25 protein-coding genes and 1 tRNA gene are annotated in these 25,369 nt (G+C 68.9%); 17 read left to right on the top strand and 9 right to left on the bottom strand.

The genetic code is table 11. The features are described from left to right. Nucleotides 1-49: 49 nt before the first annotated feature. On the top strand, nt 50-970 hold the full coding sequence (locus ACLF6J_RS11915; RefSeq protein WP_134351726.1) for a cation diffusion facilitator family transporter: 921 nt from the start codon (nt 50-52) through the stop codon (nt 968-970). A 31-nt stretch (nt 971-1,001) separates the two neighbouring features. On the opposite strand, the gene ligD is transcribed toward ACLF6J_RS11915, so the two are convergent. Then, nucleotides 1,002-2,960 (bottom strand): non-homologous end-joining DNA ligase, encoded by a 1,959-nt coding sequence (gene ligD, locus ACLF6J_RS11910; protein WP_134351724.1) that lies wholly within the window; start codon nt 2,958-2,960, stop codon nt 1,002-1,004. A gap of 58 nt (nt 2,961-3,018) precedes the next feature. Here ligD and ACLF6J_RS11905 point away from each other — a divergent pair, with 58 nt between their 5' ends. Next, nucleotides 3,019-3,828, top strand: coding sequence for a Ku protein (locus tag ACLF6J_RS11905; RefSeq protein ID WP_047524296.1), 810 nt, complete (start codon nt 3,019-3,021; stop codon nt 3,826-3,828). A gap of 36 nt (nt 3,829-3,864) precedes the next feature. On the opposite strand, the gene ACLF6J_RS11900 is transcribed toward ACLF6J_RS11905, so the two are convergent. Together ACLF6J_RS11900 and ACLF6J_RS11895 are read right to left on the bottom strand one after the other, a co-directional pair. Continuing rightward, nucleotides 3,865-4,629 carry a DedA family protein gene (locus ACLF6J_RS11900; protein ID WP_047524355.1) on the bottom strand — a complete coding sequence of 255 codons (765 nt, stop codon included), beginning with the start codon at nt 4,627-4,629 and terminating at the stop codon, nt 3,865-3,867. A 97-nt stretch (nt 4,630-4,726) separates the two neighbouring features. Further along, a tRNA-Leu gene (locus tag ACLF6J_RS11895) sits at nt 4,727-4,808 on the bottom strand. A 143-nt stretch (nt 4,809-4,951) separates the two neighbouring features. On the opposite strand from ACLF6J_RS11895, the gene ACLF6J_RS11890 reads away from it, so the two are divergent. The 3 genes from ACLF6J_RS11890 to ACLF6J_RS11880 are packed head-to-tail and all read left to right on the top strand — an operon-like array spanning nt 4,952 to nt 7,937. Then, nucleotides 4,952-6,148, top strand: a complete 1,197-nt coding sequence (locus tag ACLF6J_RS11890) for a CpaF family protein (protein ID WP_134351722.1) — start codon at nt 4,952-4,954, stop codon at nt 6,146-6,148. Next, the gene (locus ACLF6J_RS11885; protein WP_134351720.1) at nt 6,145-7,002 is read left to right on the top strand and encodes a type II secretion system F family protein; all 858 of its coding nucleotides are present in this window, start codon (nt 6,145-6,147) and stop codon (nt 7,000-7,002) included. Before ACLF6J_RS11890 ends, ACLF6J_RS11885 begins: the two co-directional genes overlap by 4 nt. Next, a complete protein-coding gene (locus tag ACLF6J_RS11880; RefSeq protein ID WP_248570079.1) occupies nt 6,990-7,937 on the top strand; it encodes a type II secretion system F family protein in 948 nt (315 codons plus the stop codon). Before ACLF6J_RS11885 ends, ACLF6J_RS11880 begins: the two co-directional genes overlap by 13 nt. A 21-nt stretch (nt 7,938-7,958) precedes the next feature. Here the strand turns inward: ACLF6J_RS11880 and ACLF6J_RS11875 are convergent, their stop codons facing one another. Then, nucleotides 7,959-9,104 carry an FAD-dependent oxidoreductase gene (locus tag ACLF6J_RS11875; protein ID WP_134351692.1) on the bottom strand — a complete coding sequence of 382 codons (1,146 nt, stop codon included), beginning with the start codon at nt 9,102-9,104 and terminating at the stop codon, nt 7,959-7,961. 113 nt (nt 9,105-9,217) lie between these two features. Here ACLF6J_RS11875 and ACLF6J_RS11870 point away from each other — a divergent pair, with 113 nt between their 5' ends. The 5 genes from ACLF6J_RS11870 to ACLF6J_RS11850 all read left to right on the top strand — a co-directional run bounded on the left by ACLF6J_RS11870 (nt 9,218) and on the right by ACLF6J_RS11850 (nt 11,215). Beyond that, nucleotides 9,218-9,676: a GbsR/MarR family transcriptional regulator gene (locus tag ACLF6J_RS11870; RefSeq protein ID WP_047524307.1), complete on the top strand. Its 459-nt coding sequence runs from the start codon at nt 9,218-9,220 to the stop codon at nt 9,674-9,676. A gap of 95 nt (nt 9,677-9,771) precedes the next feature. Next, entirely contained in the window at nt 9,772-9,951 is a 180-nt protein-coding gene (locus ACLF6J_RS11865) for a hypothetical protein (protein WP_047524308.1), read from the top strand. 1 nt (nt 9,952) lies between these two features. Continuing rightward, the gene (locus tag ACLF6J_RS11860; RefSeq protein WP_134351690.1) at nt 9,953-10,354 is read left to right on the top strand and encodes a TadE/TadG family type IV pilus assembly protein; all 402 of its coding nucleotides are present in this window, start codon (nt 9,953-9,955) and stop codon (nt 10,352-10,354) included. Beyond that, on the top strand, nt 10,323-10,778 hold the full coding sequence (locus tag ACLF6J_RS11855) for a TadE/TadG family type IV pilus assembly protein (protein WP_134351688.1): 456 nt from the start codon (nt 10,323-10,325) through the stop codon (nt 10,776-10,778). The genes ACLF6J_RS11860 and ACLF6J_RS11855 overlap by 32 nt, the downstream gene beginning before the upstream one ends. After that, nucleotides 10,775-11,215, top strand: a complete 441-nt coding sequence (locus ACLF6J_RS11850; protein WP_134351686.1) for a pilus assembly protein TadG-related protein — start codon at nt 10,775-10,777, stop codon at nt 11,213-11,215. The genes ACLF6J_RS11855 and ACLF6J_RS11850 overlap by 4 nt, the downstream gene beginning before the upstream one ends. An 18-nt stretch (nt 11,216-11,233) precedes the next feature. Here the strand turns inward: ACLF6J_RS11850 and ACLF6J_RS11845 are convergent, their stop codons facing one another. After that, nucleotides 11,234-12,550 carry an MFS transporter gene (locus tag ACLF6J_RS11845; protein WP_134353854.1) on the bottom strand — a complete coding sequence of 439 codons (1,317 nt, stop codon included), beginning with the start codon at nt 12,548-12,550 and terminating at the stop codon, nt 11,234-11,236. Between the two features lie 119 nt (nt 12,551-12,669). On the opposite strand from ACLF6J_RS11845, the gene prfB reads away from it, so the two are divergent. Next, complete coding sequence (gene prfB / locus ACLF6J_RS11840; RefSeq protein WP_047524313.1) at nt 12,670-13,779, top strand: peptide chain release factor 2; 1,110 nt, start codon at nt 12,670-12,672, stop codon at nt 13,777-13,779. Between the two features lie 63 nt (nt 13,780-13,842). On the opposite strand, the gene ACLF6J_RS11835 is transcribed toward prfB, so the two are convergent. Both ACLF6J_RS11835 and ACLF6J_RS11830 read right to left on the bottom strand, forming a co-directional pair. Beyond that, nucleotides 13,843-14,865 (bottom strand): DUF2510 domain-containing protein, encoded by a 1,023-nt coding sequence (locus ACLF6J_RS11835; RefSeq protein WP_134351684.1) that lies wholly within the window; start codon nt 14,863-14,865, stop codon nt 13,843-13,845. Between the two features lie 25 nt (nt 14,866-14,890). Further along, nucleotides 14,891-15,775 carry a DUF2510 domain-containing protein gene (locus tag ACLF6J_RS11830; protein WP_134351682.1) on the bottom strand — a complete coding sequence of 295 codons (885 nt, stop codon included), beginning with the start codon at nt 15,773-15,775 and terminating at the stop codon, nt 14,891-14,893. Between the two features lie 181 nt (nt 15,776-15,956). Here ACLF6J_RS11830 and ftsE point away from each other — a divergent pair, with 181 nt between their 5' ends. The 3 genes from ftsE (at nt 15,957) to smpB (ending at nt 18,514) form a co-directional block, all read left to right on the top strand. After that, nucleotides 15,957-17,063: a cell division ATP-binding protein FtsE gene (gene ftsE / locus ACLF6J_RS11825; protein ID WP_134351680.1), complete on the top strand. Its 1,107-nt coding sequence runs from the start codon at nt 15,957-15,959 to the stop codon at nt 17,061-17,063. Next, nucleotides 17,060-17,974 (top strand): permease-like cell division protein FtsX, encoded by a 915-nt coding sequence (ftsX, locus tag ACLF6J_RS11820; protein WP_047524316.1) that lies wholly within the window; start codon nt 17,060-17,062, stop codon nt 17,972-17,974. The genes ftsE and ftsX overlap by 4 nt, the downstream gene beginning before the upstream one ends. 63 nt (nt 17,975-18,037) lie before the next feature. Continuing rightward, on the top strand, nt 18,038-18,514 hold the full coding sequence (smpB, locus tag ACLF6J_RS11815) for an SsrA-binding protein SmpB (protein ID WP_047524317.1): 477 nt from the start codon (nt 18,038-18,040) through the stop codon (nt 18,512-18,514). Nucleotides 18,515-18,524: 10 nt separating this feature from the next. Here smpB and ACLF6J_RS11810 read toward each other — a convergent pair whose 3' ends face one another. Then, nucleotides 18,525-20,390, bottom strand: coding sequence for a S9 family peptidase (locus tag ACLF6J_RS11810; protein WP_134351678.1), 1,866 nt, complete (start codon nt 20,388-20,390; stop codon nt 18,525-18,527). A 190-nt stretch (nt 20,391-20,580) separates the two neighbouring features. Here ACLF6J_RS11810 and ACLF6J_RS11805 point away from each other — a divergent pair, with 190 nt between their 5' ends. Both ACLF6J_RS11805 and metE read left to right on the top strand, forming a co-directional pair. After that, nucleotides 20,581-21,528: a methylenetetrahydrofolate reductase gene (locus ACLF6J_RS11805; protein ID WP_134351676.1), complete on the top strand. Its 948-nt coding sequence runs from the start codon at nt 20,581-20,583 to the stop codon at nt 21,526-21,528. A gap of 21 nt (nt 21,529-21,549) precedes the next feature. Next, nucleotides 21,550-23,859 (top strand): 5-methyltetrahydropteroyltriglutamate--homocysteine S-methyltransferase, encoded by a 2,310-nt coding sequence (metE, locus tag ACLF6J_RS11800; RefSeq protein ID WP_134351674.1) that lies wholly within the window; start codon nt 21,550-21,552, stop codon nt 23,857-23,859. Between the two features lie 164 nt (nt 23,860-24,023). Here metE and lexA read toward each other — a convergent pair whose 3' ends face one another. Next, nucleotides 24,024-24,710 carry a transcriptional repressor LexA gene (gene lexA / locus ACLF6J_RS11795; RefSeq protein ID WP_047524321.1) on the bottom strand — a complete coding sequence of 229 codons (687 nt, stop codon included), beginning with the start codon at nt 24,708-24,710 and terminating at the stop codon, nt 24,024-24,026. Nucleotides 24,711-24,996: 286 nt separating this feature from the next. Between lexA and ACLF6J_RS11790 the strand changes: the two genes are divergently transcribed. Beyond that, entirely contained in the window at nt 24,997-25,365 is a 369-nt protein-coding gene (locus ACLF6J_RS11790; protein ID WP_134351672.1) for a LysM peptidoglycan-binding domain-containing protein, read from the top strand. The last annotated feature ends 4 nt before the right edge of the window (nt 25,366-25,369 follow it).

Below are 25,369 nucleotides of genomic sequence, written 5' to 3'. Positions count from 1 at the left end.
CTAGCGCGAACAGGCTTTCCGGCTGTGATTCCCGGTCTAGCCTGGGGGCATGCACGATCACGCACCCGCCGCCGGCGGCATCCGTTCGGCCAACAGTCGACGCCTGCTGGCGATCTCGCTGACGCTCACGGCGACCGTGATGGTCGTGCAGGTCGTCGGTGCGATCCTGACCGGTTCGCTCGCCCTGCTCGCCGACGCCGCGCACATGTTCACGGACGCCTCCGCGCTCGTGATCGCGCTCATCGCCGCGACCGTGGCCGCGCGACCAGCCGATGATCGACGGACCTTCGGGTATCAACGCGCCGAGGTGTTCGGCGCGTTGATCAATGCCGTGATCCTGATCGCCCTGGCCACGTGGGTGGCGATCGAGGGCATCGGCCGCCTGCTGAACCCCGGCGACGTCGAGGTCGCCGGCGGGCTCATGCTCGTGGTCGCCGTCGTGGGCCTGCTGGCGAATGCCGTCTCGATGTGGTTGCTCAGCCGTGCGCAGCGCACGAGTATCAATGTGCGCGGCGCTTATCTCGAGGTGATGGGTGACCTGATCGGGTCCGCCGCGGTCATCGTCGCCGCGATCGTTATCCTCCTGACGGGATGGATGCCGGCCGATGCGATCGCCTCCCTGTTCATCGCGGCGATGATCATCCCGCGAGCGATCGCGCTGCTGCGCGAAGTGTTCTCGGTCCTCGCCGAGTCGGCGCCCAGGGGGACCGCCGTCAGCGACATCCGCACCCACCTTCTGGGGTACGACGGTGTGGTCGGCGTGCACGATGTGCATGTGTGGCAGCTCACGCGGGGCGCGCCGGTGTTCACGGCGCATGTCACCGTCGAGCCGCAGCTGTTCGCCGACGGGAGGTCGACGCAGCTCCTCTCCGACATGCAGGCGTGCCTGGCCGATCACTTCGATGTCGAGCATTCGACCTTCCAGATCGAGCCGGCTGAGAAGTCGGACTGCGAGCCTCATCACGCCTGAACGCTCCGAACGCTCCGGTGCGGGGGAGTGGTCAGCGCTCCACGACGATGTCGTCCGGCTCCTTGTCGGGCCGCAACCCTCGCCATCGTGCGTGTCGGAGCACCCCATCGGGGGTCCAATTGGCGAACTCGACTTCGCCCACGAGCTCGGGATGCACCCAGAGCGCGTCGGACGCGTCGGGCGCGGGCACGCCGTCGAGGGGCGCTGTCTCCCTGCGCAGCGGGTCGAGGCGTGCGAGCAGATCGCGGAGGATGCGGTCGGTGAATCCGGTTCCCACCCTCCCGACGTAGCGCAACGGCGCTGATCCGCCTCGGCCGCCGGATCGGTCGGGCACCGCGAGCAGGAGCGAGCCGAGTGTGCTCTCGCGATCGCCTTTGCCCGGCCGGATCCCGACGATCACGGCCTCCTGCATACGCGTGTGCTTGAGCTTCAGCCAGGACGGGCTGCGCTGCCCCGGGCGGTAACGGGACTGCGGGTCCTTCACCACGACGCCTTCGAGACCGAACTCCCTGCTGGCAGCGAGGGCCGCGTCGACGTCGTCGAAGACCGGAGGGATCTGTATCGGGGCGTCGAGGCCCGCGACGACGTCTTCGAGCAGGATGCGGCGCTCGCGCAGCGGCATGCCCGTGAGATCGTGCCCGTCGAGGCTCAGCAGGTCGAAGAGCATGTACACGATCGGCGTGCGGACCACCTCCCGCTCGATCTCGCGCGGACGGGTCAGATGCATGCGGTTCTGCAGCAGGGAGAAGCTCGGGCGTCCCTGGCCGTCGAACGCCACGATCTCCCCGTCCACGATCGCGTCGGCGACGGGCAGGAAAGGGGCGCCGTCGGCGGTGAGTTCCGGATAGCGGGTCGTGATGTCGGTGCCGCGCCGCGCGTGCAGAAGCATCCGTCCGTCGGCCCAGGTGCCCAGGGCTCGGATGCCGTCCCATTTCACCTCGACCCAGGACGGATCGCTCAGCGCCCGCGCGACCCCGGCGGTGCCGTTCTCGGCGAGCATCGGCGCGAGGGGCGCGGCCGTGGCGCCCCCTGAAGGGGCCGAAGCGCCCCGCGGGTGGCGGGGCCGGTGAGCCGGGGCAGGTGCTGGTGCCGACGAGGCCTCCTGCGGGCGGAGCCCGGCGAGCGGATCGATTCCCGCGGCTGCGCGGGCGAGCACCTCGTCGAGGTCGAGCTGGGCCAGATCCGGGTCATCGAGTTCGTCCCAGGTGCGCGGAGCCGCGACCCACGGCTGTGCCCGCCCTCGGAGCGAGTACGGCGAGATGGTCGTCTTCTTGCCGTTGTTCTGGCTCCAGTCCAGGAACACCTTCCCGCCTCGCTCGGCCTTCGACATGACGCTCGTGGCCAGATCGGGATGGTCGTTCTCGATCAGGCGGGCGAGTTCCTTCACGACCGCCGAGATCTCGTCGCTCGTCTGCTCCCCGGGGAGGGCCGCATACAGGTGCAGACCCTTGCTCCCGCTCGTGACCGGGAGGGGATCGAGGCCCATGTCCGTCAGGATGACCCGTGCGAAGCGCGCGACTTCGGCACACTGTGCGAGTCCGACACCGGGGCCCGGGTCCAGGTCGAGAACGAGGCGATCGGGGCGACCCGGGGTCCCGTCCGGAGCGAAGCGCCATTGCGGCACGTGCAGTTCGATCGCGGCGACCTGAGCGAGCCACACCAGCGTCGGCACGTCCTCGACGAGGGGGTACTCCTTCGGGCCGTCCGAATGCTGGATCGCCTGCCGCGGGATCCAGGCCGGTGCCCCCGGTTCGAGCTGCTTCGTGAAGAACGCATCCGCGGGAGCGTCCCTCGTTCCGACGCCTTCGACCCAGCGCTTGCGCGTGACCGGGCGTCCGTCGAGGAGGGGCAGGATGAGCGGGGCGATCGCGCTGTAGTAGGCGATGACCTCGCCCTTGGTCGTGCCGGTGTCGGGGTAGACGACCTTGTCGAGATTCGTCACGCGCAGACGGCGACCGTCCACCTGCACGATCTGCCCTGGTCCGACCATGCAGCCAGCGTAGTCAAGGGACTGGTCGCGACGGCTTCGACTGGTGTTCACTGGTGTCATGAGGACGATCTGGAAGGGCGCGCTGACATTCGGGCTCGTGAACGTGCCGGTGAAGGTGTACTCCGCCACGGAGGATCACGATGTGCCGCTGCATCAGGTGCATGAGAAGGACGGCGGCCGGATCCGGTACCAGCGCACCTGTGAGGTGTGCGGCGAGACGGTGGCCTATGCCGACATCGATCGCGCGTACGTCGACGACGGGCAGACGGTGGTGCTCACCAAGGACGACTTGGCCGCGCTGCCGGCGGAGAAGAGCCGGGAGATCGACGTCGTCGAGTTCGTGCCGTCCGACCAGGTCGATCTGCTCACCCTCGACAAGCCGTACTACCTCGAGCCGGACTCGAAGTCCCCGAAGGCGTACGTGCTGCTGCGCAAGACCCTGGAGCAGACGGATCGCACCGCGATCGTGCGCTTCACCCTGCGGCAGAAGACCAGGCTGGCCGCGCTGCGGGTCCGGGGGAAGGTGCTCGTGCTGCAGACTCTGCTGTGGGCCGACGAGGTGCGCGAAGCGGAGTTCCCTGCACTGGATGAGGACGTGCGGATCTCGAAGAAGGAGCTCGAGCTCTCCGCCTCCCTCGTCGACAGCTATTCGGCCGACTTCGATCCCGAGGACTTCGTCGACGAGTACCAGAAGGAGCTCCGCACCCTCATCGACGCGAAGATCGAGGCGGGGGACACGTTCGACGTCGCCGAGACGTTCGGGGAGGCCGAGAAGGCTGCGGAGGGTGGCGAAGTCATCGACCTCATGGAGGCACTCCGCGCCAGCGTCGCGCGCACCAAAGAGGAGCGCGCGAAGAACGCAGGCTGACGTCGTCCGCCGAGAGCTCGGCGCACGAGGTCAGGATCAGTGCTTGCCGTCGCCGTCCAGGTCGGGGGCGCGGTCGAACACGTCGGCATCCAGGACGAGTTCCTGTGCCTCCTCGGCGTCGGTGACGACGTCTTCGCCTGCCGCCGCGGCCTTCTTCGCCTTGTGGCGCTCCGAGAAGTAGTGCCACAGGGTGACGAGGGCGGTGCCGCCGACGGCGATCAGCAGGATCACGTCGATGTACTGAACCACGAGTGTGCGCACCCACGGGATGTAGGCGATGAGGTATCCGACCATCGTGAGGCCGAAGCCCCAGATCATGGCGCCGATGAAGTTGTAGAGCGAGTAGCGGCGCCACGGCATGTGTCCCACACCGGCTGCGACGGGGGCGAAGGTGCGCACGATGGGGACGAAACGGGCGAGGATGACCGTGAGACCGCCGAAGCGCTCGAAGAACGCGTTCGTGCGCTCGACGTTCTTCTTGCTGAAGAGGCCCGACTCCTTGCGCTCGAACACCGCCGGTCCGCCCTTGTGACCGATCAGATAGCCGACCTCGCCGCCGATGAAGGCCGACAGCGCGATCAGGAGCGAGACGACCCAGATGTTCACGCCGAACACATTGCTGGTGTGCGTCAGGAGCCCGGCGATGATGAGCAGGGTGTCGCCGGGGAGGAGGAACCCGACCAGGAGACCGGTCTCGGCGAAGACGATGAAGCACACCACCAGAAGCGCCCAGGGGCCCGCCGCGCCGATGATCGTCTGGGGGTCGAGCCAGGGGATGAGGGCGGTGGGAGCGTGCAGCATGGATTCGAGCACTGGCGGGATTCCCGTCGGTCGTGAGTGGTCGGCGTCAGAGCGGAGCGACGTCAGGGTGGTCTCGCGACGGCACCATCGTCTCTCGTGCGGAAGGTGGGACTTGAACCCACACGCCCTGGGGCACAGGAACCTAAATCCTGCGTGTCTGCCAATTCCACCACTCCCGCGCGGTGGAATCAGTCTACTGACCGGCGAAACCCGCTGTCTGAGCATCAGCCCGCAGTTCATCGCCCCCCCCGGAGCGGTCGGGGGTCGGCGTGCCTGTGGATAACTCCGACGCGGGGGAACCGATCGTTGCGAGGATGCCGGGGTGAGTCATCCGTCTGCCCTGGTCACCGAGCAGGTTCGGCGTCGCCTGCGCACGGAAGGGGTGGATCCCACGATCGATCCCGACGCCGCGCGGCGCATCGCGCACGCGGAGGTCCGTCGTCACGATGACGCTGCTCTCGCACGCGGCGGCGGCCTCATCGAAGACGAAGCGGCCTGTGTCCGTGACGTGCTGGCGTCTCTCAGCGGGTTCGGAGCGCTGCAGCCTCTGCTGGACGATCCCGAGATCGAGGAGATCTGGCTCAACGGCACCGGACACGTGCATGTCGCCCGTGAAGGCGTGGCGGAGCGGACCGGACTGCGTCTCAGTGACACGACGGTGCGTGACCTCGTCGAGCGGATGCTGCAGGCCACCGGTCGGCGGGTCGACATCAGTCAGCCCTTCGTCGACGCCTCGCTGCCGGACGGCTCCCGTCTGCACGTCGCGATCGCCGACGTCGTGCGCGGGTCATGGGCGGTCAACATCCGGAAGTTCCTCCCGAAGTATCGGTCGCTCGAGGCTTTGACGGCCCAGGGGATGATGCCCGCGGCGGTGGCTGAGCGGCTGCGGGTGGCGATGAACGACGGTCGCACGGTGATCGTCTCCGGCGCGACCCACGCAGGGAAGACCACGGTGCTCGGTGCGCTGCTGGCCTCGTGCGCCGACTCGCAGCGCATCGTCACCGTCGAGGAGACCTTCGAGCTCGCGATCGAGGGTCCTGATCTGGTCGCATTGCAGGGGCGCCAGTCCAGTCTGGAAGGCACAGGGGAGATCACCCTGCGTCGATTGGTGAAGGAAGCGCTCCGGATGCGGCCGGACCGCCTGGTCCTCGGTGAGGTGCGTGATGCTGAAGCGCTCGACCTCGTGCTCGCGCTCAACACCGGAGTGCCGGGAGCGTGCACCGTGCACGCGAACTCCGCGACGGAGGCCCTCGAGAAGCTCAGCATGCTGCCGCTCCTGGCCGGCCGCAACATCGATCGCGGTTTCATCGCGCCGGCGATCGCCACGTCGATCGACCTCGTCGTCCATTGCGTGCGCGACCGCTCGGGCCGCCGCTTCGTGCAGGAGATCGTCGCGCCCACCGGAGAGATCGTCGAGGGACGCATCCGCACAGCGCGGGTCTATCTCGACGGCTCGACGACGCAAGGGCGTGCCGACATGGATCGTGGCCCCGTGCACCGGATCGGGGTGAACTCGTGACGGTGCTGCTCGGGGCCGCGCTCGCCGCAGGTGTGCTCCTGTGCGTCTCGCCGTGGATGTGGCCGCCTCGTGCGAACGCGCAGCCGGCCGGCAGAGACGGACGACTCACGCGGTTGATCGAGGAAGCGGGCCTCGTCGCGCTCGTGCCGCGCGTGCTCATCGCGGTGATCGTGGCCGCGGGGATGCTGGCCGCTTCCGTGGTCTGGCTCCTGAGCGGACTGCCCGTGCTTGCCCTGCTCGCCGGAGCGGCGGGGGCGTCTGCGCCGATCCTGTTCCTGCGCGGTCGGCGGCTTCGGCTGCTTCGCGTACGTCGGCAGCTCTGGCCGGACATCTGTGACCTCCTGATCGCCTCGATCCGCGTCGGGCTCTCGCTCTCCGACGCGGTGGCGAGCCTGGCCGAGTCCGCGCCGACCATGCTCCGACCGGCCTTCGTCGTGTTCGCCCGAGACCTCCGGGCGAGCGGCAGATTCGAGACGAGCCTCGACCGGTTGAAGTCGTCCCTCGCCGATCCCATCGGCGATCGGATCGTGGAGACTCTGCGCATGGCCCGTCAGGTCGGCGGCACCGAGTTGATCAGTGTGCTCCGCGCGTTGTCGGCGTCCGTCCGCGCAGATGCCGCGCTTCGAGGAGAAGTCGAGGCGCGGCAGTCGTGGATCCGCGGTGCGGCGATCCTCGGGGCCGTTGCGCCGTGGATCATCCTCGGACTGCTCGTCATGCGCCCGGAGGGGGCTTCGGCGTACGGCACGCCCGAGGGGGTTCTGGTGATCTGCGTCGGAGCCGCGATCTCGGTCGCTGCCTTCCGGATCATGGTCCGCATCGGTCGACTTCCCGAGCCGCGGCGGTGGTTCGGGTGACGGAGGTGTCGGTCGTCGCGGTCGCGGTGCTGGTCGGTGGCACGTTCTCCGCCGGTGTGCTGAGCGTCCTGTTCGTGCTTCCGCGCTGGCGGGCAGCATCCCTGATCGTCCGTATCGGGCCCTACGTCCGTGACGTCGTGACCGACGAGCGGCTGCCCCCAGGCATCTTGCCTTCCTCCGGCGTGCTTCCCGCGCGTTCTCGAACGTTGTGGGACGCCGTTCGAGAGGCGTTCGAGCGTCTGCTCGGCGGGGGAGCCGCCCTTCGACAGCGACTCTCCCAAGCCGGAGTGGCGATCGAACCGTCCGTGTTCCGAGGCAAGCAACTGGGGTGGACGCTCGCCGGGATCGGCGGAGGTGCCATCGTGGTCATCCTCCTCGCACTGGCGGGGCGGATGTCGGTGCCCACGAGTGTCATCCCGGTGGTGTTCGGGGCGCTCGCCGCCGTCGTGTACGACATGCAGCTCTCCGCACGGGCGAGGGCTCGCCGGGTGCGTCTCGCCGACGAGCTTCCGACGACGCTGGAGTTCCTGGCGCTGTGCCTTGCCGCCGGCGAAGGGTTCCTCGACTCCCTCCGACGTGTCGCCGCCGTCGGCACCGGTGAGCTGACAGCCGAACTCCGCCAGGTCGTCCTCGCGGTCGGGACCGGGTCGCCGCTGGCTGACGCGCTGAGCGAGACGGCGCGACGTCTGCAGCTGCCCGGGCTCTCGCGTGCCGTCGACCAGGTGATCGCGGCTCTCGAGCACGGAGCGCCGCTCGCCGCGGTGCTGCACGCACAGGCCGGCGATGCGCGCGAGGACGCGAAACGCACGCTCATCGAGCAGGCAGGGCGCAAGGAGATCCTGATGCTCTTCCCGCTGGTCTTCCTCATCCTGCCGCTGTCAGTGCTCTTCGCCGTGTATCCAGGACTGTTCATCCTGCGGCTCGGCATCGGCTGACCTCCTCGCAGGGGAGCGGCCTCAGCCCTTGATGTACCGCCGCGTCATGTAGCTGCGGACGAGAGGGAAGGAGGCGAGGCGGAGGGGCAGCGTGCTCAGCCAGAGGGTCAGGGGATGGGCGGGGGCGTAGATTCCCTTGACCCGTCGTCCGAGCCTCTGCTTGCGTTCCGCTTCGGGGCGGATCGCTGTCTCCCACGCCTGCAGCGCGGCCGGGATGTCGTCAGGTCTGGCGGTGAGTTCTGTGACGAGCCGGTCCGCTCCGCCCACGGCCAGAGATGAGCCGTAGCCGGCGAACAGCGTGACGCACCACGCGGAGTCGCCGAGGAGCGCGACTCGACCCTTGCTCCAGGACGGCACCACCACTTGGCTGACGGTGTCGAAGTAGACGGAGTCGGCTTCCTGGAAGCCGGTGAGTACTTCGGGGATGATCCAACCGAGATCGCCGTAGATACGTCTCAGCTCGGCGTGCACGTCGGCACCCGGGCGCGCATGATCGGCGCGGTAGCCGAAGAAGGCGACGTTGCGACCGTCGCCGGCGCTGATGACGGCGGCGGTGCGACCGCGCGAGGAGTGCGTGCCCGTGGTGCCCGCTGCGATGGATGCAGGGCGCCGCTCGAGCATGGACACGGCGATCTTGTGTTGCAGGTCAACGAGGAAGTCCTCCTCCGGCCCGAACAGCAGGGCGCGGGTGGCCGAGTGCAACCCATCCGTGCCGATCAGCAGATCGGCTGTCTCGACGGTGCCGTCGGTCAGTGCGACGTGGACCTCTCGGTCGTCCTGCTCGAAGGAGGTGAGCGTGGTGCCGAAGCGGATGGTCGTGTGATCCCGGACCCTTTCATACAGGACCGACTCGAGGTCGCCCCGCAGGATCGTCAAGGAGCGCGCGCCGGTGGTGGCAGCGATCGTGGCGCGATCCAGAGCGAAGAGGCGTGAGCCGTCGGACCGGTGATAGCTGAGCTCCGTGGTCTCGAACGAGCGGGCCTGGAGATCGCTCAGGATGCCGATTCGCTCCGCGGCGTCATACCCGATGCCGCCGAAGGTCACGGCATAGCCCCCGTCGCGGCGTGCGGGTGCGCGTTCGACGAGGAGAGTCTCCCACCCGGCCTGGTGCAGGCGGAGGGCGGTGGCGAGTCCGGCGATGCCGGCTCCGATGATGACTGCGCGCATGGATGTCGTCCTTCCTCGCGTCGTGGTTGAGATGACGTGGTTCCGACAATATCGGAGTTTCAGGAATTATTGAACAGTCATGATGTTTGATATCGTGCTGCGTGGAGGGTGAGATGACCGACAGGCACACGCAGTGGCAGACCGCCGAACGCTTGGCGCTGACATTGACCGAGGGCGGGATGCAGCGGATGGCTGCGCGCACGCTCGCCGTGTTCCTGTTCACCGACCAGGAGACGGTCACAGCGGGTGAGATCGTCGAGCGGTTGGATGCCAGCGCAGGCGCGGTCTCCAGTGCGATCAAGTCGCTGCTCTCGGTGGGTCTCATCGAGCGTCTGCCCGCTCCCGGGAGTCGCCGGGAGCACTTCCGACTTCGCGACGATGCCTGGGCGACCCTGTTCACCGGCCAGAACACGATCATCGACGCCATGCTCCAGGTCGCCTCGGAAGGCGTCTCCGTGACCGGTGACGATGATCCGGCGCATCAGCGCCTGGCGCAGATGCACGCGTTCTATGAATTCCTGCGGGGCGAGATTCCCGCTCTGCTGCACCGCTGGCAGGAGCGGAACGGCTGACGCGAACTCTCTGGCAGGGGAGGCGCGGACGGCGGCGTCCTGCGGGCTGTGGATAACTTCCGCGCGGGTGATCTCACCCCGGGCAGACTGGCCGCATGATCACACGCCTGCGCTCGTTCTTCCGCGCTCTGTCGGCCGATGAATCCGGTGACGTTCCCGGCTGGGTGCTCGTGACACTGATGACGGCCGGGCTGGTGGTGCTGATCTGGGCGGTCGCAGGACCCGCGCTGACCGCGCTGTTCGAACAGGCGATCCAACGGGTGTCGGGGCTCTGACATGGCGGAAGGGCCCCGGTTCGCGGATGAGCGCGGTTCGAGCCCGGTGGAGTTCCTGCTGGTGGGAACGCTGCTCACGGCGCTCACACTCGCCGTCCTCCAACTCGCGCTCGCCGTCTACGTGCGAAACGTCGTCCACGATGCAGCGGTCGAAGGCGCGTATCACGCTGCTCTCGCCGACACGAGTCCGGCCGAAGGAGTCGAGCGCACCCGCGAGGTGATCACGCGTGCGATCGGCGCGGGATATGCCGAGGACATCCGGATCGGTACCTCGGGGCTCCCGGAGGAGGAAACCGTCGACGTGCGAGTGCGCTCGACCTTCCCCCTGCTGGGCCTGATCGGAATCCCGTTCGCGATGGAGGTGGAGGCCCATGCGCCCGTGGAGACGTTCGGAGACCGATGAGGAAGGATCAGCGGCGCTCGAGTTCATCGCGGTCGGCGTCATCCTCCTGGTACCGATGGTCTACCTCGTGATCGCGCTCGGCGGCATCCAGGAGCAGACGCTCGGCGCAGAGGCGGCGGCACGGCACATGGCGCGCGTCATCGCGCGGGCTCCAGACACCGCATCCGCGACCGAGCGCGGAGAGGCGGTGCTCCGCGGGGTGATCGACGAATACGGTCTGGATGCCGACGCGGTGGACGTGACGCTGACATGCACTCCGTCGGGCGTCGAATGCCCATCGTCGGGAGCGACCGTCTTCGTCACCGTCAGCGCCCGGGTGCGGTTGCCCCTGGTGCCGGAGCTCTTCGGGCTCGACCGTTCCACCGCGGTCCCCGTCCAGGCCACTTCGGCGCAGAAGGTGTCGCGGCTGTGGGGCGAGCGATGACGCGCGCCGTTCGGTCAGCGGACACAGCGGTGCCGGGGCAGGACGAGGGCAGCGTCCTCCTGCTGACGCTCGGCTACGTGCTCCTCGCGCTCGTGGTGATCTACGTCTGCGTCTGCGCGACGGATCTCTACATCGCGCAGAAGCGGCTGGACGCCCTCGCGGACTCGGCGGCGCTCGCCGGGGCGGATGGCTTCATCCTCGCGGTGACGGCCGACGGCGTCCGCGCCGAGTTGACGGATTCCGGGGTCGAGCAGCAAGCGGCAGCCCTGGTCGAGGGGGTGCCGGGCGAGACGGACCTCGTCGCGGCGGGGACACCCGACGGGGTGTCGGCACGTGTGACGGTCGGCGTCGACTGGCGTCCGCCCTTGCTGTCGCCCTTCGTTCCGGACGGCGTGCGCCTGGAGTCCACGGCCACGAGCCGCACGGCCCTGTGGTGACCTGCCGCGAGGGGGCGCTCAGTTGCCGTCCGGCCCCGACTCCGGCTCCGGTTCCGGCTCCGACTCCGGCCCCGGCTCCGACTCCGGCCCCGGCTCCGACTCCGGCCCCGGCTCCGGGCGCGACCTGGGTATGAACTTCGGGATCCACCGCAGGAATCCTGCTGCCCCGACGAGGCCGATGACGCCCATCGCTGCGGCCGCGAAGGGGAGCGCCGAGAAAGCGGTGATCGCTGACACCAGCAGCGGCGCGATCGCACCCCCGGCGTCGGTGAGCGTGCGCCAGGATCCGAGGAAGGCGGCGGGCTCGCGCTTCGGGGCGACATCCGCACCGAGGGTGAGCAGGATCCCGCTCGACAGGCCGTTGCCGACGCCGAGCACCGCGGCGAACATCCCGAACCACAGCACCGCCGCATCGAGCTCGTGCGTGAACGACAGCGCGAGGAAGCCGGCGCCCATGAGCACCATCGCGGGCATCGCCGCCCACAGTCGTCCGAAGCGGTCCATCACCTGCCCACTGGCGTAGAAGAGCGCGAAGTCGATCGCCCCGGAGACGCCGACCACGAGGGCGATCGTCGAGGCGTCCAGCCCCAGGGAGAGCCCCCACAGCGGGAGGACGACCTGCCGCGCGGAGCGCACCGCCGACAGCGACGCCGCGGCGAGTCCGAGACGGCCGAGCACCGCGCGCTGTCGCCACATGGTCTGGAAGATGCCCGTGCGCTCGACGGTCGGGATGGATCCGCTCACCGCCTCGCCGGAGTCCTCCATTGAGCGCTCGGCCGGGGTGAGCGGAGCGGGCGGTGTCGTCTTCTCCGGATCGGGGCCGAAGAGCACGAGAATCACCATCACCACGAGGCAGCCCAGGAAGAACCAGATCGCGGCGCTCTCGGTGCCGAACAGCTGCAGCAGACCCGCTGCCACGAACGGGCCGATGAAGATGCCGAGGCGGAAGCTGCCGCCGAGCAACGAGAGCGAGCGCGCGCGGAAGGCGACCGGAACCCTGGTCGTCATGAACGCGTGACGGGCCAGGCCGAAGGCGGCCGCGCACACGCCCAGGACGAACACTGAGGCCGCCAGCACGCCGAGCGTCGGGGCGAAGACCATTCCCACAGCCGACAGGATCGCGATCACGCCGGCGATCACCATCGTGAACCGCTCGCCGATCCGCCCGACCGCCCATCCGGCGGGGAGGTTTCCGCAGAGCTGGCCGATGACGAGCGCGGAGGCGACGAGGGCCGCGAAAGCGACGTCGGCACCCATGGCGGCTGCGAGTACCGGGATGAGCGGGATCACGGCGCCCTCGCCGAGGGCGAAGAGGACCGTCGGCAGATACACCATCGGTCCGAACTGCCGAAGGACCGTCGATGCACTGCTCACGCCCTCACGCTACTCCTCGCAGGGAGGTGCTCCTGGACCCGGTCCCCGCGTGGGCAGACGGCACGTTAGGCTGAGGTGTCATGCTCGAACTAGATCTCTCCGCCGAAATCCAGGCGCTCAGGCACACCTTCGGCGACATCAGCGAGGTCGTCGATGTCTCCCGTCTCCGCGACGACATCGCGCGTCTCAGCGAAGAGGCCGGTGCTCCCGACCTCTGGGACGACACCGACAACGCGCAGAAGGTGACCAGCGCGCTCAGCCATCGTCAGTCCGAGCTCGCCCGCATCACCGGCATCGCGCAGCGCCTCGACGACCTCGAGGTGCTCGTGGGTCTCGCCAACGAGATGGACGACGAGGATTCCGCGCAGGAGGCGCGCACCGAGCTCGCGGCACTCACCGACCTGATCAACCAGCTCGAGGTGCAGACGCTCCTCGACGGCGAGTACGACGACCGGGCAGCGATCATCACGATCCGCTCCGGCGCGGGGGGCGACGACGCCACCGACTTCGCCGAGATGCTGATGCGCATGTACCTGCGCTGGGCAGAACGCCACAAGTACCCCGTCAAGGTGATGGACACTTCGTACGCGGAGGGTGCGGGCATCAAGTCCGCCACCTTCGAGATCGATGCGCCCTACGCCTTCGGAACCATCTCGGTCGAAGCCGGCACGCACCGCCTCGCGCGTATCAGTCCGTTCGGATCCGCCGACAAGCGCCAGACGTCGTTCGCCGCGGTCGAGGTCATCCCGCTCATGGAGGAGGCGACCGAGGTCGACATCCCCGAGAGCGACATCCGTGTCGACGTCTTCCGCTCGTCCGGCCCCGGCGGACAGTCGGTCAACACGACCGACTCCGCGGTGCGCCTCACCCACCTTCCGACCGGCATCGTCGTGTCGATGCAGAACGAGAAGTCGCAGATCCAGAACCGGGCAGCCGCCATGCGCGTGCTGCAGACGCGGCTCCTGCTGCTCCAGAAGGAGCAGGAAGCAGCGAAGAAGAAGGAACTCGCCGGCAACATCACCGCGAGCTGGGGTGACCAGATGCGCTCCTACTTCCTCTACGGACAGCAGCTGGTGAAAGACCTCCGCACCGGCCAGGAGTCCGGGAACCCGGCCGCCGTGTTCGACGGCGATCTCGATGACTTCATCTCGGCGGGAATCCGCTGGCGCAAGCGCAAGATCGAGGACTGAGACAAGAAGGGCCCCGGGAGTGATCCCGGGGCCCTTCTTCTTGTCTCAGCGACAGCGCAGGAGTCAGTATGCGGCATCTTTCAGCGTGCCGGTCACGTCCTCATAGCTGTAGAGGATGCAGTGCACGGTGCGGTCGTCGCCACGGACCCAGGACGACTCCGTCGGCTGATACGTGTAGTAGTCGAGAACCGAATCCATGTAGGACGTGCCCACGTAGGCCTCGAATTCCGACAGGCAGCCATCCCAAGCCTGGTCTTGGAGGGCGCCGTCACCGGGGAACTCCTCGCCTTCGAGGTCGTAGATGAAGAAGACCTCGTCCGTGTGGGGGTCGGCGCAGGGCACCACGGGGAGTTCGTAGATGTTCCCCTCTTCGTCGGAGTAGTCGACGAACGGCAGGCAGTCGCCCACGCGGAGATCGGCGAAGCTCACCATCTCGGCACCCTCGATGGCGCTCGAACCATCGTCCGTCGACAGGCGCTCGCCCGGGGCTCCGCTCGGAGAACCGGCTCCTCCGGCTGCGGACGCGACTCCCAGCAGGACGAGCGATACGGCGACCGCGAGGACGGCGCCGATCGCCGCCACCACCATCCCGGTGATGCCCGGCCACTTCCGGCCCCGCAGGAAGAGCGAGACGAGCGACAGGATGAATCCGATGGCGAGCAGGCTCCAGCCCGCGATCGCGATCACGGGGACGCAGGCGCCGATCACGCCGACGACCACCGTCACCAGGCCGATGATGCCGAGCACCGGCGTCCCGGTCGCGGCGGGGGGAGCGGCCGGGACCGCCCACGGATCACCGACGACGCCGGAAGCGCCCGGATAGCCGGTCATGGTCGGGCCCGCGACGGGTGTCGGATCCGCAGGCGCCATCATGTACGGCGGAGCGAACGGAGCAGGTTCCGGTGTGGCGGGGACGGGATCACCGTCGGGAGCGGGAGCGGGAGCGGGAGCGGGAGCGGGAGCAGGAGCGGGATCGGGCTCGGCGGGCCGCGGGGGAGCGGCCACGACGTGCTCGGTCCATTGCTGTCCGTCCCACCACCGCTGGTTCCCCGAACCGTCGTCGTACCACCCCGCAGGCGTAGTCATCTCGCGCTCCCGCTGTCGTGGTGTCTCAGGAGACGAAGCAGGCGGTGATGGCCTCGGTGTCCCCGAGGACCTCGGCCAGACCGTTGATCGCGTCGAGATCCGTCAGAGTGCCGTCACTCTCGGCGATCGCACGCAGCGTGGCGTTGTCGAGGTCGGAGACGACGAGCAGGTCGGCGAGGCACAGGACCTGTTCCTCGGTGTACCCCTCGGTGCCGTCCAGCATGAGGATCGCCGTCAGTCCTGCGGCCACCTCGGGCGTGGTCGGGCGGGTGCCGTCGTCGGCACCGTCCGTCTCGCCCGGGTCGGTCGCCTCGCTCGACGGGGAGGTGCTCGGGAGGTTGTCGAGCTCTTCGCTCGCCGTCTGCGCGACCGCGAAGACGAACACCAAGAACATCACGACGCCGATGATCGTGCCGACGACGGCGAGGATCAGGCCCGCGATGCCGGGCCACTTCTTGCCCTTCAGGAACAGCGAGATCAGCGAGACGATGAAGCCGGCGCCGAGCAGGATGAACCCGAAGAACCCGATCACGGGGATGAAGGCGAGGATCGTTCCGACCGCCGCGAGGCCGAGGCCGACGAGTCCGAGGATCGAGATCTTCTTCGGAGCGTCCTGGCCGGGCTGAGTGTACGGCGAAGCGGCGGGGTAACCCGACGGCGACGTCGTGTACCCCGCAGGGTAGTTCGGGGCGGAACCCGGGTAACCGGCGGCCGGCTGAGCCGGGGAGCCGTATTCGGGGACCTCGGAGGCGGGGACCTCGGGGGCTGACGGAGTCTCAGCCGCAGCGGGGGCCTCGGGCTCGACCGGGGCCGCGGCCTCGGGAGCGAAGTGCTCGGTCCACTGCTGGCCGTCCCACCAGCGCTGGCGTCCGGATCCGTCGTCGTACCAGCCTGCTGGTGTCGTGGTCATGATTCCCCCTCGATGAATGCGATCGCTCCCTGGTGCGGCGACCCCTTCATGTATAGCAGTGGGCGGTGACCGGGGTGAGGCCTCCGGATGGGGAACAGTCCCCATTTCGTGCGCACAGGGACACGGCGTGCGGGGTGTCGCTCGCGACCAGCCGGAGGGGCGCGCTTAGGCTCGAATCGCCATGATTCGGTTCGAGAACGTCACCAAGCGCTACAGAGGGACGAAGAAGCCCGCTCTCTCCGGTGTCGACTTCGAAGTGCAGCGCGGGGAGTTCGTCTTCCTCGTCGGTGCCTCGGGGTCCGGGAAATCCTCCTGTCTGCGCCTCATCCTGCGTGAAGACGTGCCGACCTCCGGCCGCGTCGCGGTCCTCGGCCGGGATCTCCGCTCGCTCGCCAACCGCAAGGTGCCGTACTTCCGGCGCCATATCGGCTCGGTGTTCCAGGACTTCCGCCTCCTCCCTTCGAAGACCGTCTATCAGAACGTGGCTTTCACGCTGCAGGTCACCGGATCCTCGCGAGGATTCATCCAGCAGGCCGTACCGGAGGCACTCGCTCTCGTCGGACTCGACGGCAAGCAGAAGCGCATGCCGCACGAGCTGTCCGGTGGGGAGCAGCAGCGCGTCGCGATCGCCCGCGCACTGGTGAACCGCCCCCAGGTGCTGCTGGCCGACGAGCCCACCGGCAATCTCGACCCCGCGACCTCCGTCGACATCATGCAGCTCCTCGCCCGCATCAACGCGGGAGGGACCACCGTGCTGATGGCCACGCACGAGGCCGGCTTCGTCGACCAGATGCAGCGTCGCGTGATCGAGTTGCGCGACGGCGAGATGGTGCGCGACGAGGTGCACGGCGGCTACGGCGACACCTCGAACATCCCGCGCCTCGTGCCGGAGGAGGTGCGCGGTGCCGCTGCGGCCGCCGCCCTCACCGCGGTGCAGGAGGTGCAGCGCCAGACGGCCGACCTCTCGGTGGTGCGCGCTGCCCTCGCCGAGGAGCTCGCCGCGCAGCGGACCGCGGCCGCGGACCGGGCCCCCGATGTCGAAGCCGAGCCGTCCCCGCGGACGGTCGAGCCTCCGCAGACCGTCGAACCTCCGGAGCAGGCCTTCACGCCCGAGGCGGACGAGGCCGCGCGGATCGTCGAACCGCCCGCCGTGGTCGAGCCGCCCGCCGTCAACCGGCCCCGCACGCATCCGATCACCCTCCCGAACGTGGATGTCGCAGAGCTCGGAGTCGCCGACCGCCTCGGCCTCTCCGACGAAGACGACGAGGAAGTGGGCCCGACCTCATGAGAATCGGACTCATCCTCGCCGAGGCCCTGGGCGGCCTCCGGCGGAACATCTCGATGGTGATCTCCGTCGTCCTCGTGACCTTCGTGTCGCTGACCTTCGTCGGCGCAGCGATCCTGATGCAGGGGCAGATCGGTGTCATGCGCGGGTACTGGGCCGAGCGCGCCCAGGTCGCCGTGTACATGTGCTCGGAGGTCTCCGAGTCGGAGACCTGTATCGACGGTGCGGCCAGCGAGGAGCAGGTCGCCGCGGTCCGCGCCCAGCTCGAGGGCGAGGCCCTGGCGCCGCTGATCAGCTCCATCACCTTCGACACGAAGGAAGAGACCTACGCCAAGCTCGTCGACCAGCTCGGCGCGGAGCAGGCGAGCGTTCTCACGCCGGACCAGGCGTTCGAGGTGTTCTTCGTCACGATGAAGGATCCTGGCCAGTCACAGGTGCTCGCCGAGGCCTTCAGCGGCCAGGCGGGGGTCGAACAGGTGACGGATCAGCTGCAGTACCTCGATCCGCTGTTCTCAGCGCTGACCGTCGCCACGTACATCGCGGTCGGCATCGCCGTGCTGATGCTCATCGCTGCGACGCTGTTGATCGGCACGACCATCCGGCTGTCGGCGTACGCCCGACGGAAGGAGATCGGCATCATGCGTCTGGTCGGTGCCTCGAACCGATTCATCCAGACACCCTTCGTCTTGGAGGGCGTCTTCGCGGCGTTCCTCGGCTCGGCGCTCGCCAGCGCTGCGGTCGTCGCCGGTATGCACTTCGGCGTCGAGGGCTACCTGAGAGGTCGGGTCCCCTTCATCACGACCTGGGTGACGATGCAGGATGCGGTTCTCGTCGTGCCCGTGCTGATCGGCATCGGGGTGGTGCTGGCCGCTCTGTCCGCCGGGTTCGCAATCCGCCGCTGGCTCCGTACCTGATAGCCTGAAAGGCTGCTCGGCCGGAAAGATCGATCGAGCTCATCACGGCAACAGGAGAGCATCATGCCCAGGGAACGCGGAGAGAAGGTCGTCGCGACCAATCGTCGCGCACGTCACGACTACACGATCGAGAAGTCGTACGAGGCGGGGATGGTGCTCACCGGCACCGAGGTGAAGTCGCTGCGTCAGGGACGCGCCAACCTCAGCGACGGCTACGCGTTCGTTAAGGGGAATGAGGTCTTCCTCGATTCCGTGCACATCCCGGAGTACTCGCAGGGGCACTGGACCAATCACTCGGCGAAGCGCGTCCGCAAGCTGCTGCTGCATCGCGAGGAGATCGCGAAGATCGCGCATGCGGTTTCGGCGGGCGGATACACGCTGATCCCTCTGAAGCTCTACTTCTCGGACGGTCGCGCGAAGGTCGAGATCGCCCTCGCGAAGGGCAAGCGCGAGTACGACAAGCGTCAGACCCTGCGAGAGCGTCAGGACACGCGCGAGGCCGAGCGCGCGATGCGTCTGCGCAACCGCGTGGGGGAGTAGCGCCCCGCCCTCAGCGGCGCGGTTCGAACCCGAACACCCGGCCGAGGAACGCGAGTTCGCGTTCGAGGGAGTCGACGATCGTCTCCGCACTGCGGAAACCGTGGCCCTCGCTCGGGTACAGCACGTACTCGTGATCGACGCCGCGCGCTGCCAGGGCATCGCGGATCGACTCCGACTGCGACGGCGGAACCACGCGGTCCTCGCCGCCCTGGAGGAGCAGCACCGGAACGTCGATGCGGTCGGCGTGGGTCAGCGGCGAACGCTCGATGTACACGTCTTCGTATTCGAGGAGGGGGCCGACGAGTCCGTCGAGGTACGTCGCTTCGAAGTCATGGGTCTCCGCGGCCAGCAGCCGCAGATCCGCCACGCCGTAGCGGCTGATCCCTGCGGCGAACGCCCCGCCACGGACCAGCGCCGACAGGACCGTCCAGCCTCCGGCCGACCCTCCGCGGATGGCGATGCGGGCGGGGTCGGCGAGTCCCGCGTCCGCGAGACCGCGGGCGGCGGAGATCACGTCATCGACGTCGACGACGCCCCATCGCCCGTCCAGGCGCTCGCGGTAGGCCCGGCCGTAGCCCGTGGATCCGCCATAGTTCACGTCGAGCACGCCGATGCCCCGGCTCGTGTAGTAGGCGATCGCCGTCGAGGAGGCGCCGGAGACGTGCGCCGTCGGTCCTCCGTGCACGAGCACGATGTACGGCGGGAGCTCGTCGTCGGGTGCGCTCGCATCCGGGTTCGCGGGAGGATACGCGAAGGCGTGCACCTCGCCATGCGCACCATCGACCTCGATCGGCACCGCGCGCGGCATCCACCGGGCGTCCACGGGCTCCCCGCCGCGCACCGTGATGGTCTCTCCGGAGTCGACGTCGACGACCCACAGGCCCGGTGTGACGTGTGAGCCGTTCCCGGAGAGCAGCACCCGGGTGCCCTCGGCGTCGTCCACGCTCACATGTCCGTCCCCGGGGACATCGATCGGACGTGCGGCGCCATCCGCATCGATCACGACCACCAGGTCACGGCCGTTCGTCCGCACGGCCACGATCCGCCCGTCGTTCAGCGGCTGGTACCAGCGGTTGCCGAGCACCCAGAGCCCGTAGCCCGTGTCGGCGTCCGCCGGTGCGAGCGGCTGCGGCTCGGCGCCCGGGACGTCGCCGTCGAGAGCGACACGGTGCAGCCCCCAGCGGCCGGCGGAGTCATCGGCGAACACCAGTTCCGCGTCGCCGAGCCACTCCGGTTGCAGAGCCGCTCGCGAGGGCACGGTGTGCACGTCGCCTGAGGGGAGAGCGACGATCCGAACGTGTGCCTCTTCCCACGGCATCCGGCCGGTGTCCCACTCGACCCAGGCGATCCGCTTGCCGTCGGGGGAGAGCGCCGGATGGGCGACGAAGCCTTCACTCTCCCGGATCACCCGGATCGCGCCCGCGTCGTCCGCCGCCGAACCGTCGACCGGGATCTCGATGATCGATCGGGTGTGCGGGGTCGTCGACAGGTCTTCACGCACGGCCAGCAGACGCCCGGCCTGCACCCGCAGGCCTCCATGCGCCGCGCCCTGCGGGGTGAGGGGGACAGGCTCGGTGCCAGGGACGAGTCGACGCACCCGCTGATCAGCCGCATCGACGAAGTAGAGCGTGCCCTGGCGATCGGCGGTCCACGCGCCTCCCCCGTACTCGTGCACCCGCGAACGTGCGCTCCACGGGGCGGGAAGGATCTCGTCCCCGGACGAACTCCGCACCGTCACGCGCCCCTTCTCGGACGGGACGGATTCCCCCCACCAGATCTCGGAGCCGACGAAGCGGGCGCCGTCGATGCGCGGGGACGAGACCGCCACGGATGCGGCGGAGAAGGGCGAGGGCCAGGAACCGTAAGGGGACGACATGCTTCGAGCCTATGGGCCGATGACATACGGCGTCACACACGTGCGGCGACCCGACAGGGTGATCTAGGTTTCTGGAAACGCCCCGGTTCGCCCCGGAGCGTGGAGCGACAGCCGAGCCCGGCACCCGCCCGCGAACGACGTCCTCTGTGTCGTGCGCGGTCCCCGGCCCGACTTGTCCCCAGGAGAGAAGATGTCTTCCGAGACCGAGACCTCAGGCACTCCTCGCGTGCCGTTCTCCTTCGAGCTCTACCCACCGCGTTCGGCGTCGAGCGAGGAAGCGCTGCACGACACCGTCCGCCGCCTCGCCGCCGCGGGGCCCGACTTCCTCTCGGTCACCTACGGGGCGGGCGGATCGACCGGTGGCCGCTCCCTCGACGTGCTCCGGTTCATCCGCACGCAGACCGACGTCGAGCCACTCGCGCACCTGACCTGCGTCGGCAACAGCTACGCGGGCGCCGCGACGCTGATCCGCGAGTTCCTCGATGCCGGCATCCTCAGCTTCCTCGCCCTGCGCGGAGACCCGCCCACCGGGCAGACCGACGACGACCTCGGCGATCTGGAGAGTGCGGCCCAGCTCGTGCAGCTGATCGACCGCGTGCAGGCCGAACGGGCCCCCTACGAGGAGGCACCCGTCCCCGGACTCCCCGGTGCCGCGAGGGTCGATCCCCGCCGCAAGGTGAACATCGCGGTCGCCGCATTCCCGAAAGGGCATCCGCGGGCCACGCACCGCACGCAGGATGTGGAGGCGCTGCTCGCGAAGCAGGCCGCCGGGGCGACCTTCGCGATCACGCAGCTCTTCTTCCACCCTGACGACTACCTGGCGTTCGTCGAACGGGCTCGCAGCGCCGGGGTCACGATCCCGATCCTGCCGGGCATCATGCCGATCACCTCACCGGCGCGGCTCACACGCGTGCTCGAGCTCACGGGAGAGGACCTGCCGAGCGAGCTCGCCATCGCGCTCGACGTCGAGCCGACCGCGGAGGGGCGTCGAGATATCGGCATCGAGTGGGCCGCACGCCTCGCTCGCGAGGTCGTCGCCGGGGGAGCGCCGGGCGTGCACCTCTACGCCTTCAACCAACACGAGACCGTCCTCACCGTCCTCGCAGAAGCCGGGATCCTCCCGGCCCTGCGTCACTAGACCCCGCCGAAAGGAAAGATCATGACCGCATTCCCCGAGGGCACCATCCTCGGCTATCCCCGGATCGGCCGTCGCCGTGAGCTCAAGAAGGCCGTCGAGGCGTTCTGGGCGGGCCGCATCGACGAGGAGGAGCTCGAGCGGACCACCCGTGAGCTGCGCGCATCGACGCGTGAGCGCCTCGCCGAGTTGGGGCTTGGACGCAAGGACTCCGCGATCCCCGAATCCTTCTCGTACTACGACCAGGTGCTCGATGCCGCCGTGACCGTCGGGGCCATCCCGACACGCTTCGAGGACCTCCGCGGTGCCGATGGCGCGGTGGGACTCCCCGCCTACTTCACGATCGCCCGCGGGGAGGGCGAGCGTGCGCCGCTCGAGATGACCAAGTGGTTCGACTCCAACTATCACTACCTGGTGCCGGAGATCGGCCCGGAGACGGTGTTCTCGCTTTCCAGTGACCGCCTCGTCCGGCAGGTCTCCGAGGCTGCCGAGGCGGGACTGGTCACGCGACCGGTCATCGTGGGCCCCGTCACCCTCCTCGCGCTGGCGAAAGCCTCGGATGACGCCCCGCAGGGCTTCGACCCGCTCTCGCGCCTCGATGACCTGCTCCCGGTCTACGTGGAGCTGCTCGCGCGACTTCGCGCCGAGGGAGCCGAGTGGGTGCAGCTCGACGAGCCGGCGCTCGTGAGCGAGTCGCTCCCTGCATCCGTCGCTCAGCTGTCGGATGCTGCCGCCCGAGCGCTGGACGTGCTCGGACGCGCACCGGAACGCCCCGCCATCCTCGTCGCCGCCCCGTACGCCGACCTCGGTGAGGTCTTCCCGGTGCTCGCGGCCGCGCCGATCGAGGCGATCGCCGTCGACCTCGTGCGCGGCGGCGTGCCCGCCCCGGCCGAAGGACTCGAGGGCAAGACCCTCGTCGGCGGGGTGGTCGACGGGCACAACATCTGGCGCGGCGACCTCGCGCACGCGTTCGACCGGCTCGAGGCCCTCCGTGCGCTCGGCGCGGCCGTGTCCGCGTCGACGTCGACGTCGCTGCTGCATGTGCCCCACGATGTGACCGACGAGTCCCGGCTCGACGAGCGTCTGGTCTCGTGGTTGGCGTTCGCCGACCAGAAGGTCCAGCAGGTCGGTGTGCTGGCCCGGGGGCTCAGCGTCGGCCGCGCGTCGATCGCCGCCGAGCTCGACGCGTCGTCCGCCGCGCTGGCGGATCGTCTCGCCGCACCGGGCGTTCGTGACGGTGCCGTCCGCGATCGTGCGCTCAGCACGGCCGACTTCTCCCGCGTCGGGTACGAGGAGCGTGAGACCGCGCAGGAGGCGCTCGGCCTGCCCGTGCTGCCGTTGACGACGATCGGCTCCTTCCCGCAGACCGGCGACATCCGGCGTGCGCGCGCCCGGTTCACCCGTGGCGAGATCCCCGCCGAGGACTACGACGACTTCCTGCGTCGCGAAGTGGCCAGCGTCGTCTCCCTGCAGGAGGACCTCGGGCTCGATGTGCTGGTCCACGGGGAGCCCGAGCGCAACGACATGGTGCAGTACTTCGCCGAGAACCTCGATGGCTTCGCGGTGACCGAGCACGGCTGGGTCCAGTCGTACGGATCCCGGGCCACGCGCCCGTCGATCCTCTGGGGTGACGTCTCGCGACCTGCGCCGATCACCGTGGGATGGTCCGCCTACGCGCAGTCGTTGACGAGCAAGCATCTGAAGGGCATGCTCACGGGTCCCGTGACGATCCTCGCCTGGTCGTTCGTGCGCGACGACCAGCCGCTCGGTGAGACCGCGAACCAGGTCGCGCTGGCGCTGCGCGATGAGATCGCCGACCTGGAGGCTGCCGGCATCGCGATCATCCAGGTCGACGAGCCCGCGCTGCGTGAACTCCTGCCGCTGAAGAAGGCGGACCAGCCCGCGTACCTCCGCTGGTCCGTCGACTCATTCCGACTCGCGACCGGTGGTGCCGCTGCGGGTACCCAGGTGCACACGCACCTCTGTTACTCCGAGTTCGGTGTCGTGATCGATGCGATCCGGGCGCTCGATGCCGACGTGACCTCGATCGAGGCGGCGCGCAGTCGCATGGAGGTCGTCGCCGACATCGCCGAGGTCGGGTTCGACCACGGCATCGGTCCGGGCGTCTACGACATCCACTCGCCGCGCGTGCCGACGGTCGAGGAGGTCGAGTCGCTGCTGCGTCGCGCGGTGGAGGAGATCCCGACACGTCAGCTCTGGGTGAACCCGGACTGCGGCCTGAAGACCCGCGGCTACGACGAGACGACCGCCTCGCTGCGCAACATCGTCGAGGCGACGCGCCGGGTGCGTGAGGACGTGAGCGTCCGGGCGTAGCCCACCCCGGGTCGACACCCCCGCGCAGGGTCGACACCCCCGCAGCGCGTCGACACCCCCGCACAGCGTCGACACCCCCGCGCAGCGTCGAGGCCCCCTCTCAGAAACGTATCTGGGAGGGGGCCTCGACGGTCAGCGGGGGCCTCGACGGTCAGCGGAGCACGTCAGACCGCTCGGAGCACGGCCACGACCTTGCCGAGCACGACGGCCTCATCGCCGAGGATCGGTTCGAAAGACGAGTTGCGGGGCAGCAGCCAGGTGTGCCCGTCGCGACGGCGCAGGACCTTGACGGTGGCCTCCCCGTCGAGCATCGCGGCCACGATCTCGCCGTTCTCCGCATTGTTCTGGGAGCGGACGACCACCCAGTCGCCATCGCAGATCGCGGCGTCGATCATCGACTCGCCGGAGACCTTGAGCATGAACAGGTCGCCCTTGCCGACCAACTGGCGTGGCAGGGGGAAGATCTCCTCCACCTGCTGGTCCGCCGTGATCGGCACCCCCGCGGCGATGCGCCCGACCAGGGGTACGAGCGCGGCATCGCCCACGGGGGTCGCGACATCGGCCGGGTTCTCGCCGCTCGCACCGGGCAGATCGATCAGGACCTCCATCGCGCGCGTCTTCCCGGGGTCGCGGCGCAGGTAGCCGCTGAGCTCGAGCTGTCCGAGCTGGTGCGTCACGCTCGAGAGCGACTTGAGGCCGACGGCGTCACCGATCTCCCGCATGCTCGGCGGGTACCCGTGGTGGGCGATCGAATTCTGGATGACCTCGAGGATCGCCATCTGCTTCGGGCTCAGGCTCTTGCGACGGCGGGTCCGCGGTGCCTCCGACTCGGGGGCTGAGTACTCGCTCATGGTGCTCCTTAAGTGCGTGATCCGACGTCGCTCTTCGAATGTCGGAGGCCCGTGGTGTGGTGTTCTCATCGAAACCGTATCCGAGAAACAGTCCGATCTGGAAGATCTGTTCGAGCGTGTCGGGCGAATCGCGTTTCCGGTTTCGAAGAACACTTGACAGATGTTCGAACTCGAAGATACCTTCGGAACGTAGCTTCGCATTCACGGCTCCCGGCCGAGACGGGAATGCGAACGCTACGCCAACTTCCTCCGGGCCATCGCCCCGAGACAGGCTAAGGAGCACGACATGAGCAGCATCAGCGTCAGCACCGCAACGATCCTCCCGGCACCCGCACGCCCCCACACGCGACTGCGGCTGACGGCACGGGGTCGCGGTGTGCTGCTGGCTCTCGCCTCCGTGCCGCTGGCCATCGGAATCGCTTTCGCGGCACTCAGCGGTGGCAGCGCCATCGCCTCCGGTGTCGATGCTCCCGCCGCGAGTGTCGAGACGCTGACAGTCCTGCCCGGGGACACCCTGTGGTCGATCGCCACCTCGGTCGCGCCGAACGCCGACCCGCGCGTCGTCATCGGAGAGATCAGCCGGATGAACGTGCTCCGTGGTGGCGAGCTCCAGATCGGTCAGGAGCTCGCGATCCCGGCGCAGTACGTGGACTGAGCCC

The sequence above is a fragment of the Microbacterium sp. IO18 genome (assembly GCF_049099505.1).
GTDB classification, from domain to species: domain Bacteria; phylum Actinomycetota; class Actinomycetes; order Actinomycetales; family Microbacteriaceae; genus Microbacterium; species Microbacterium aurugineum.
Note: the sequence above shows the minus strand (reverse complement) of the source record. Positions and strands in the feature narration are given on the sequence as shown.

Coding starts and splice junctions, on each gene's coding strand:
- ACLF6J_RS11915 (WP_134351726.1), top strand. CDS start 50: ATGCACGATCACGCACCCGCCGCCGGCGGCATCCGTTCGGCCAACAGT.
- ACLF6J_RS11805 (WP_134351676.1), top strand. CDS start 20,581: ATGTCTTCCGAGACCGAGACCTCAGGCACTCCTCGCGTGCCGTTCTCC.
- ACLF6J_RS11900 (WP_047524355.1), bottom strand. CDS start 4,629: ATGCTGCACGCTCCCACCGCCCTCATCCCCTGGCTCGACCCCCAGACG.
- ACLF6J_RS11830 (WP_134351682.1), bottom strand. CDS start 15,775: ATGACCACGACACCAGCAGGCTGGTACGACGACGGATCCGGACGCCAG.
- ACLF6J_RS11870 (WP_047524307.1), top strand. CDS start 9,218: ATGACCGACAGGCACACGCAGTGGCAGACCGCCGAACGCTTGGCGCTG.
- metE (WP_134351674.1), top strand. CDS start 21,550: ATGACCGCATTCCCCGAGGGCACCATCCTCGGCTATCCCCGGATCGGC.
- ACLF6J_RS11905 (WP_047524296.1), top strand. CDS start 3,019: ATGAGGACGATCTGGAAGGGCGCGCTGACATTCGGGCTCGTGAACGTG.
- ACLF6J_RS11865 (WP_047524308.1), top strand. CDS start 9,772: ATGATCACACGCCTGCGCTCGTTCTTCCGCGCTCTGTCGGCCGATGAA.
- ACLF6J_RS11850 (WP_134351686.1), top strand. CDS start 10,775: ATGACGCGCGCCGTTCGGTCAGCGGACACAGCGGTGCCGGGGCAGGAC.
- prfB (WP_047524313.1), top strand. CDS start 12,670: ATGCTCGAACTAGATCTCTCCGCCGAAATCCAGGCGCTCAGGCACACC.
- lexA (WP_047524321.1), bottom strand. CDS start 24,710: ATGAGCGAGTACTCAGCCCCCGAGTCGGAGGCACCGCGGACCCGCCGT.
- smpB (WP_047524317.1), top strand. CDS start 18,038: ATGCCCAGGGAACGCGGAGAGAAGGTCGTCGCGACCAATCGTCGCGCA.
- ACLF6J_RS11790 (WP_134351672.1), top strand. CDS start 24,997: ATGAGCAGCATCAGCGTCAGCACCGCAACGATCCTCCCGGCACCCGCA.
- ACLF6J_RS11810 (WP_134351678.1), bottom strand. CDS start 20,390: ATGTCGTCCCCTTACGGTTCCTGGCCCTCGCCCTTCTCCGCCGCATCC.
- ftsX (WP_047524316.1), top strand. CDS start 17,060: ATGAGAATCGGACTCATCCTCGCCGAGGCCCTGGGCGGCCTCCGGCGG.
- ligD (WP_134351724.1), bottom strand. CDS start 2,960: ATGGTCGGACCAGGGCAGATCGTGCAGGTGGACGGTCGCCGTCTGCGC.
- ftsE (WP_134351680.1), top strand. CDS start 15,957: ATGATTCGGTTCGAGAACGTCACCAAGCGCTACAGAGGGACGAAGAAG.
- ACLF6J_RS11855 (WP_134351688.1), top strand. CDS start 10,323: ATGCGCCCGTGGAGACGTTCGGAGACCGATGAGGAAGGATCAGCGGCG.
- ACLF6J_RS11875 (WP_134351692.1), bottom strand. CDS start 9,104: ATGCGCGCAGTCATCATCGGAGCCGGCATCGCCGGACTCGCCACCGCC.
- ACLF6J_RS11835 (WP_134351684.1), bottom strand. CDS start 14,865: ATGACTACGCCTGCGGGGTGGTACGACGACGGTTCGGGGAACCAGCGG.
- ACLF6J_RS11860 (WP_134351690.1), top strand. CDS start 9,953: ATGGCGGAAGGGCCCCGGTTCGCGGATGAGCGCGGTTCGAGCCCGGTG.
- ACLF6J_RS11845 (WP_134353854.1), bottom strand. CDS start 12,550: ATGGTGTATCTGCCGACGGTCCTCTTCGCCCTCGGCGAGGGCGCCGTG.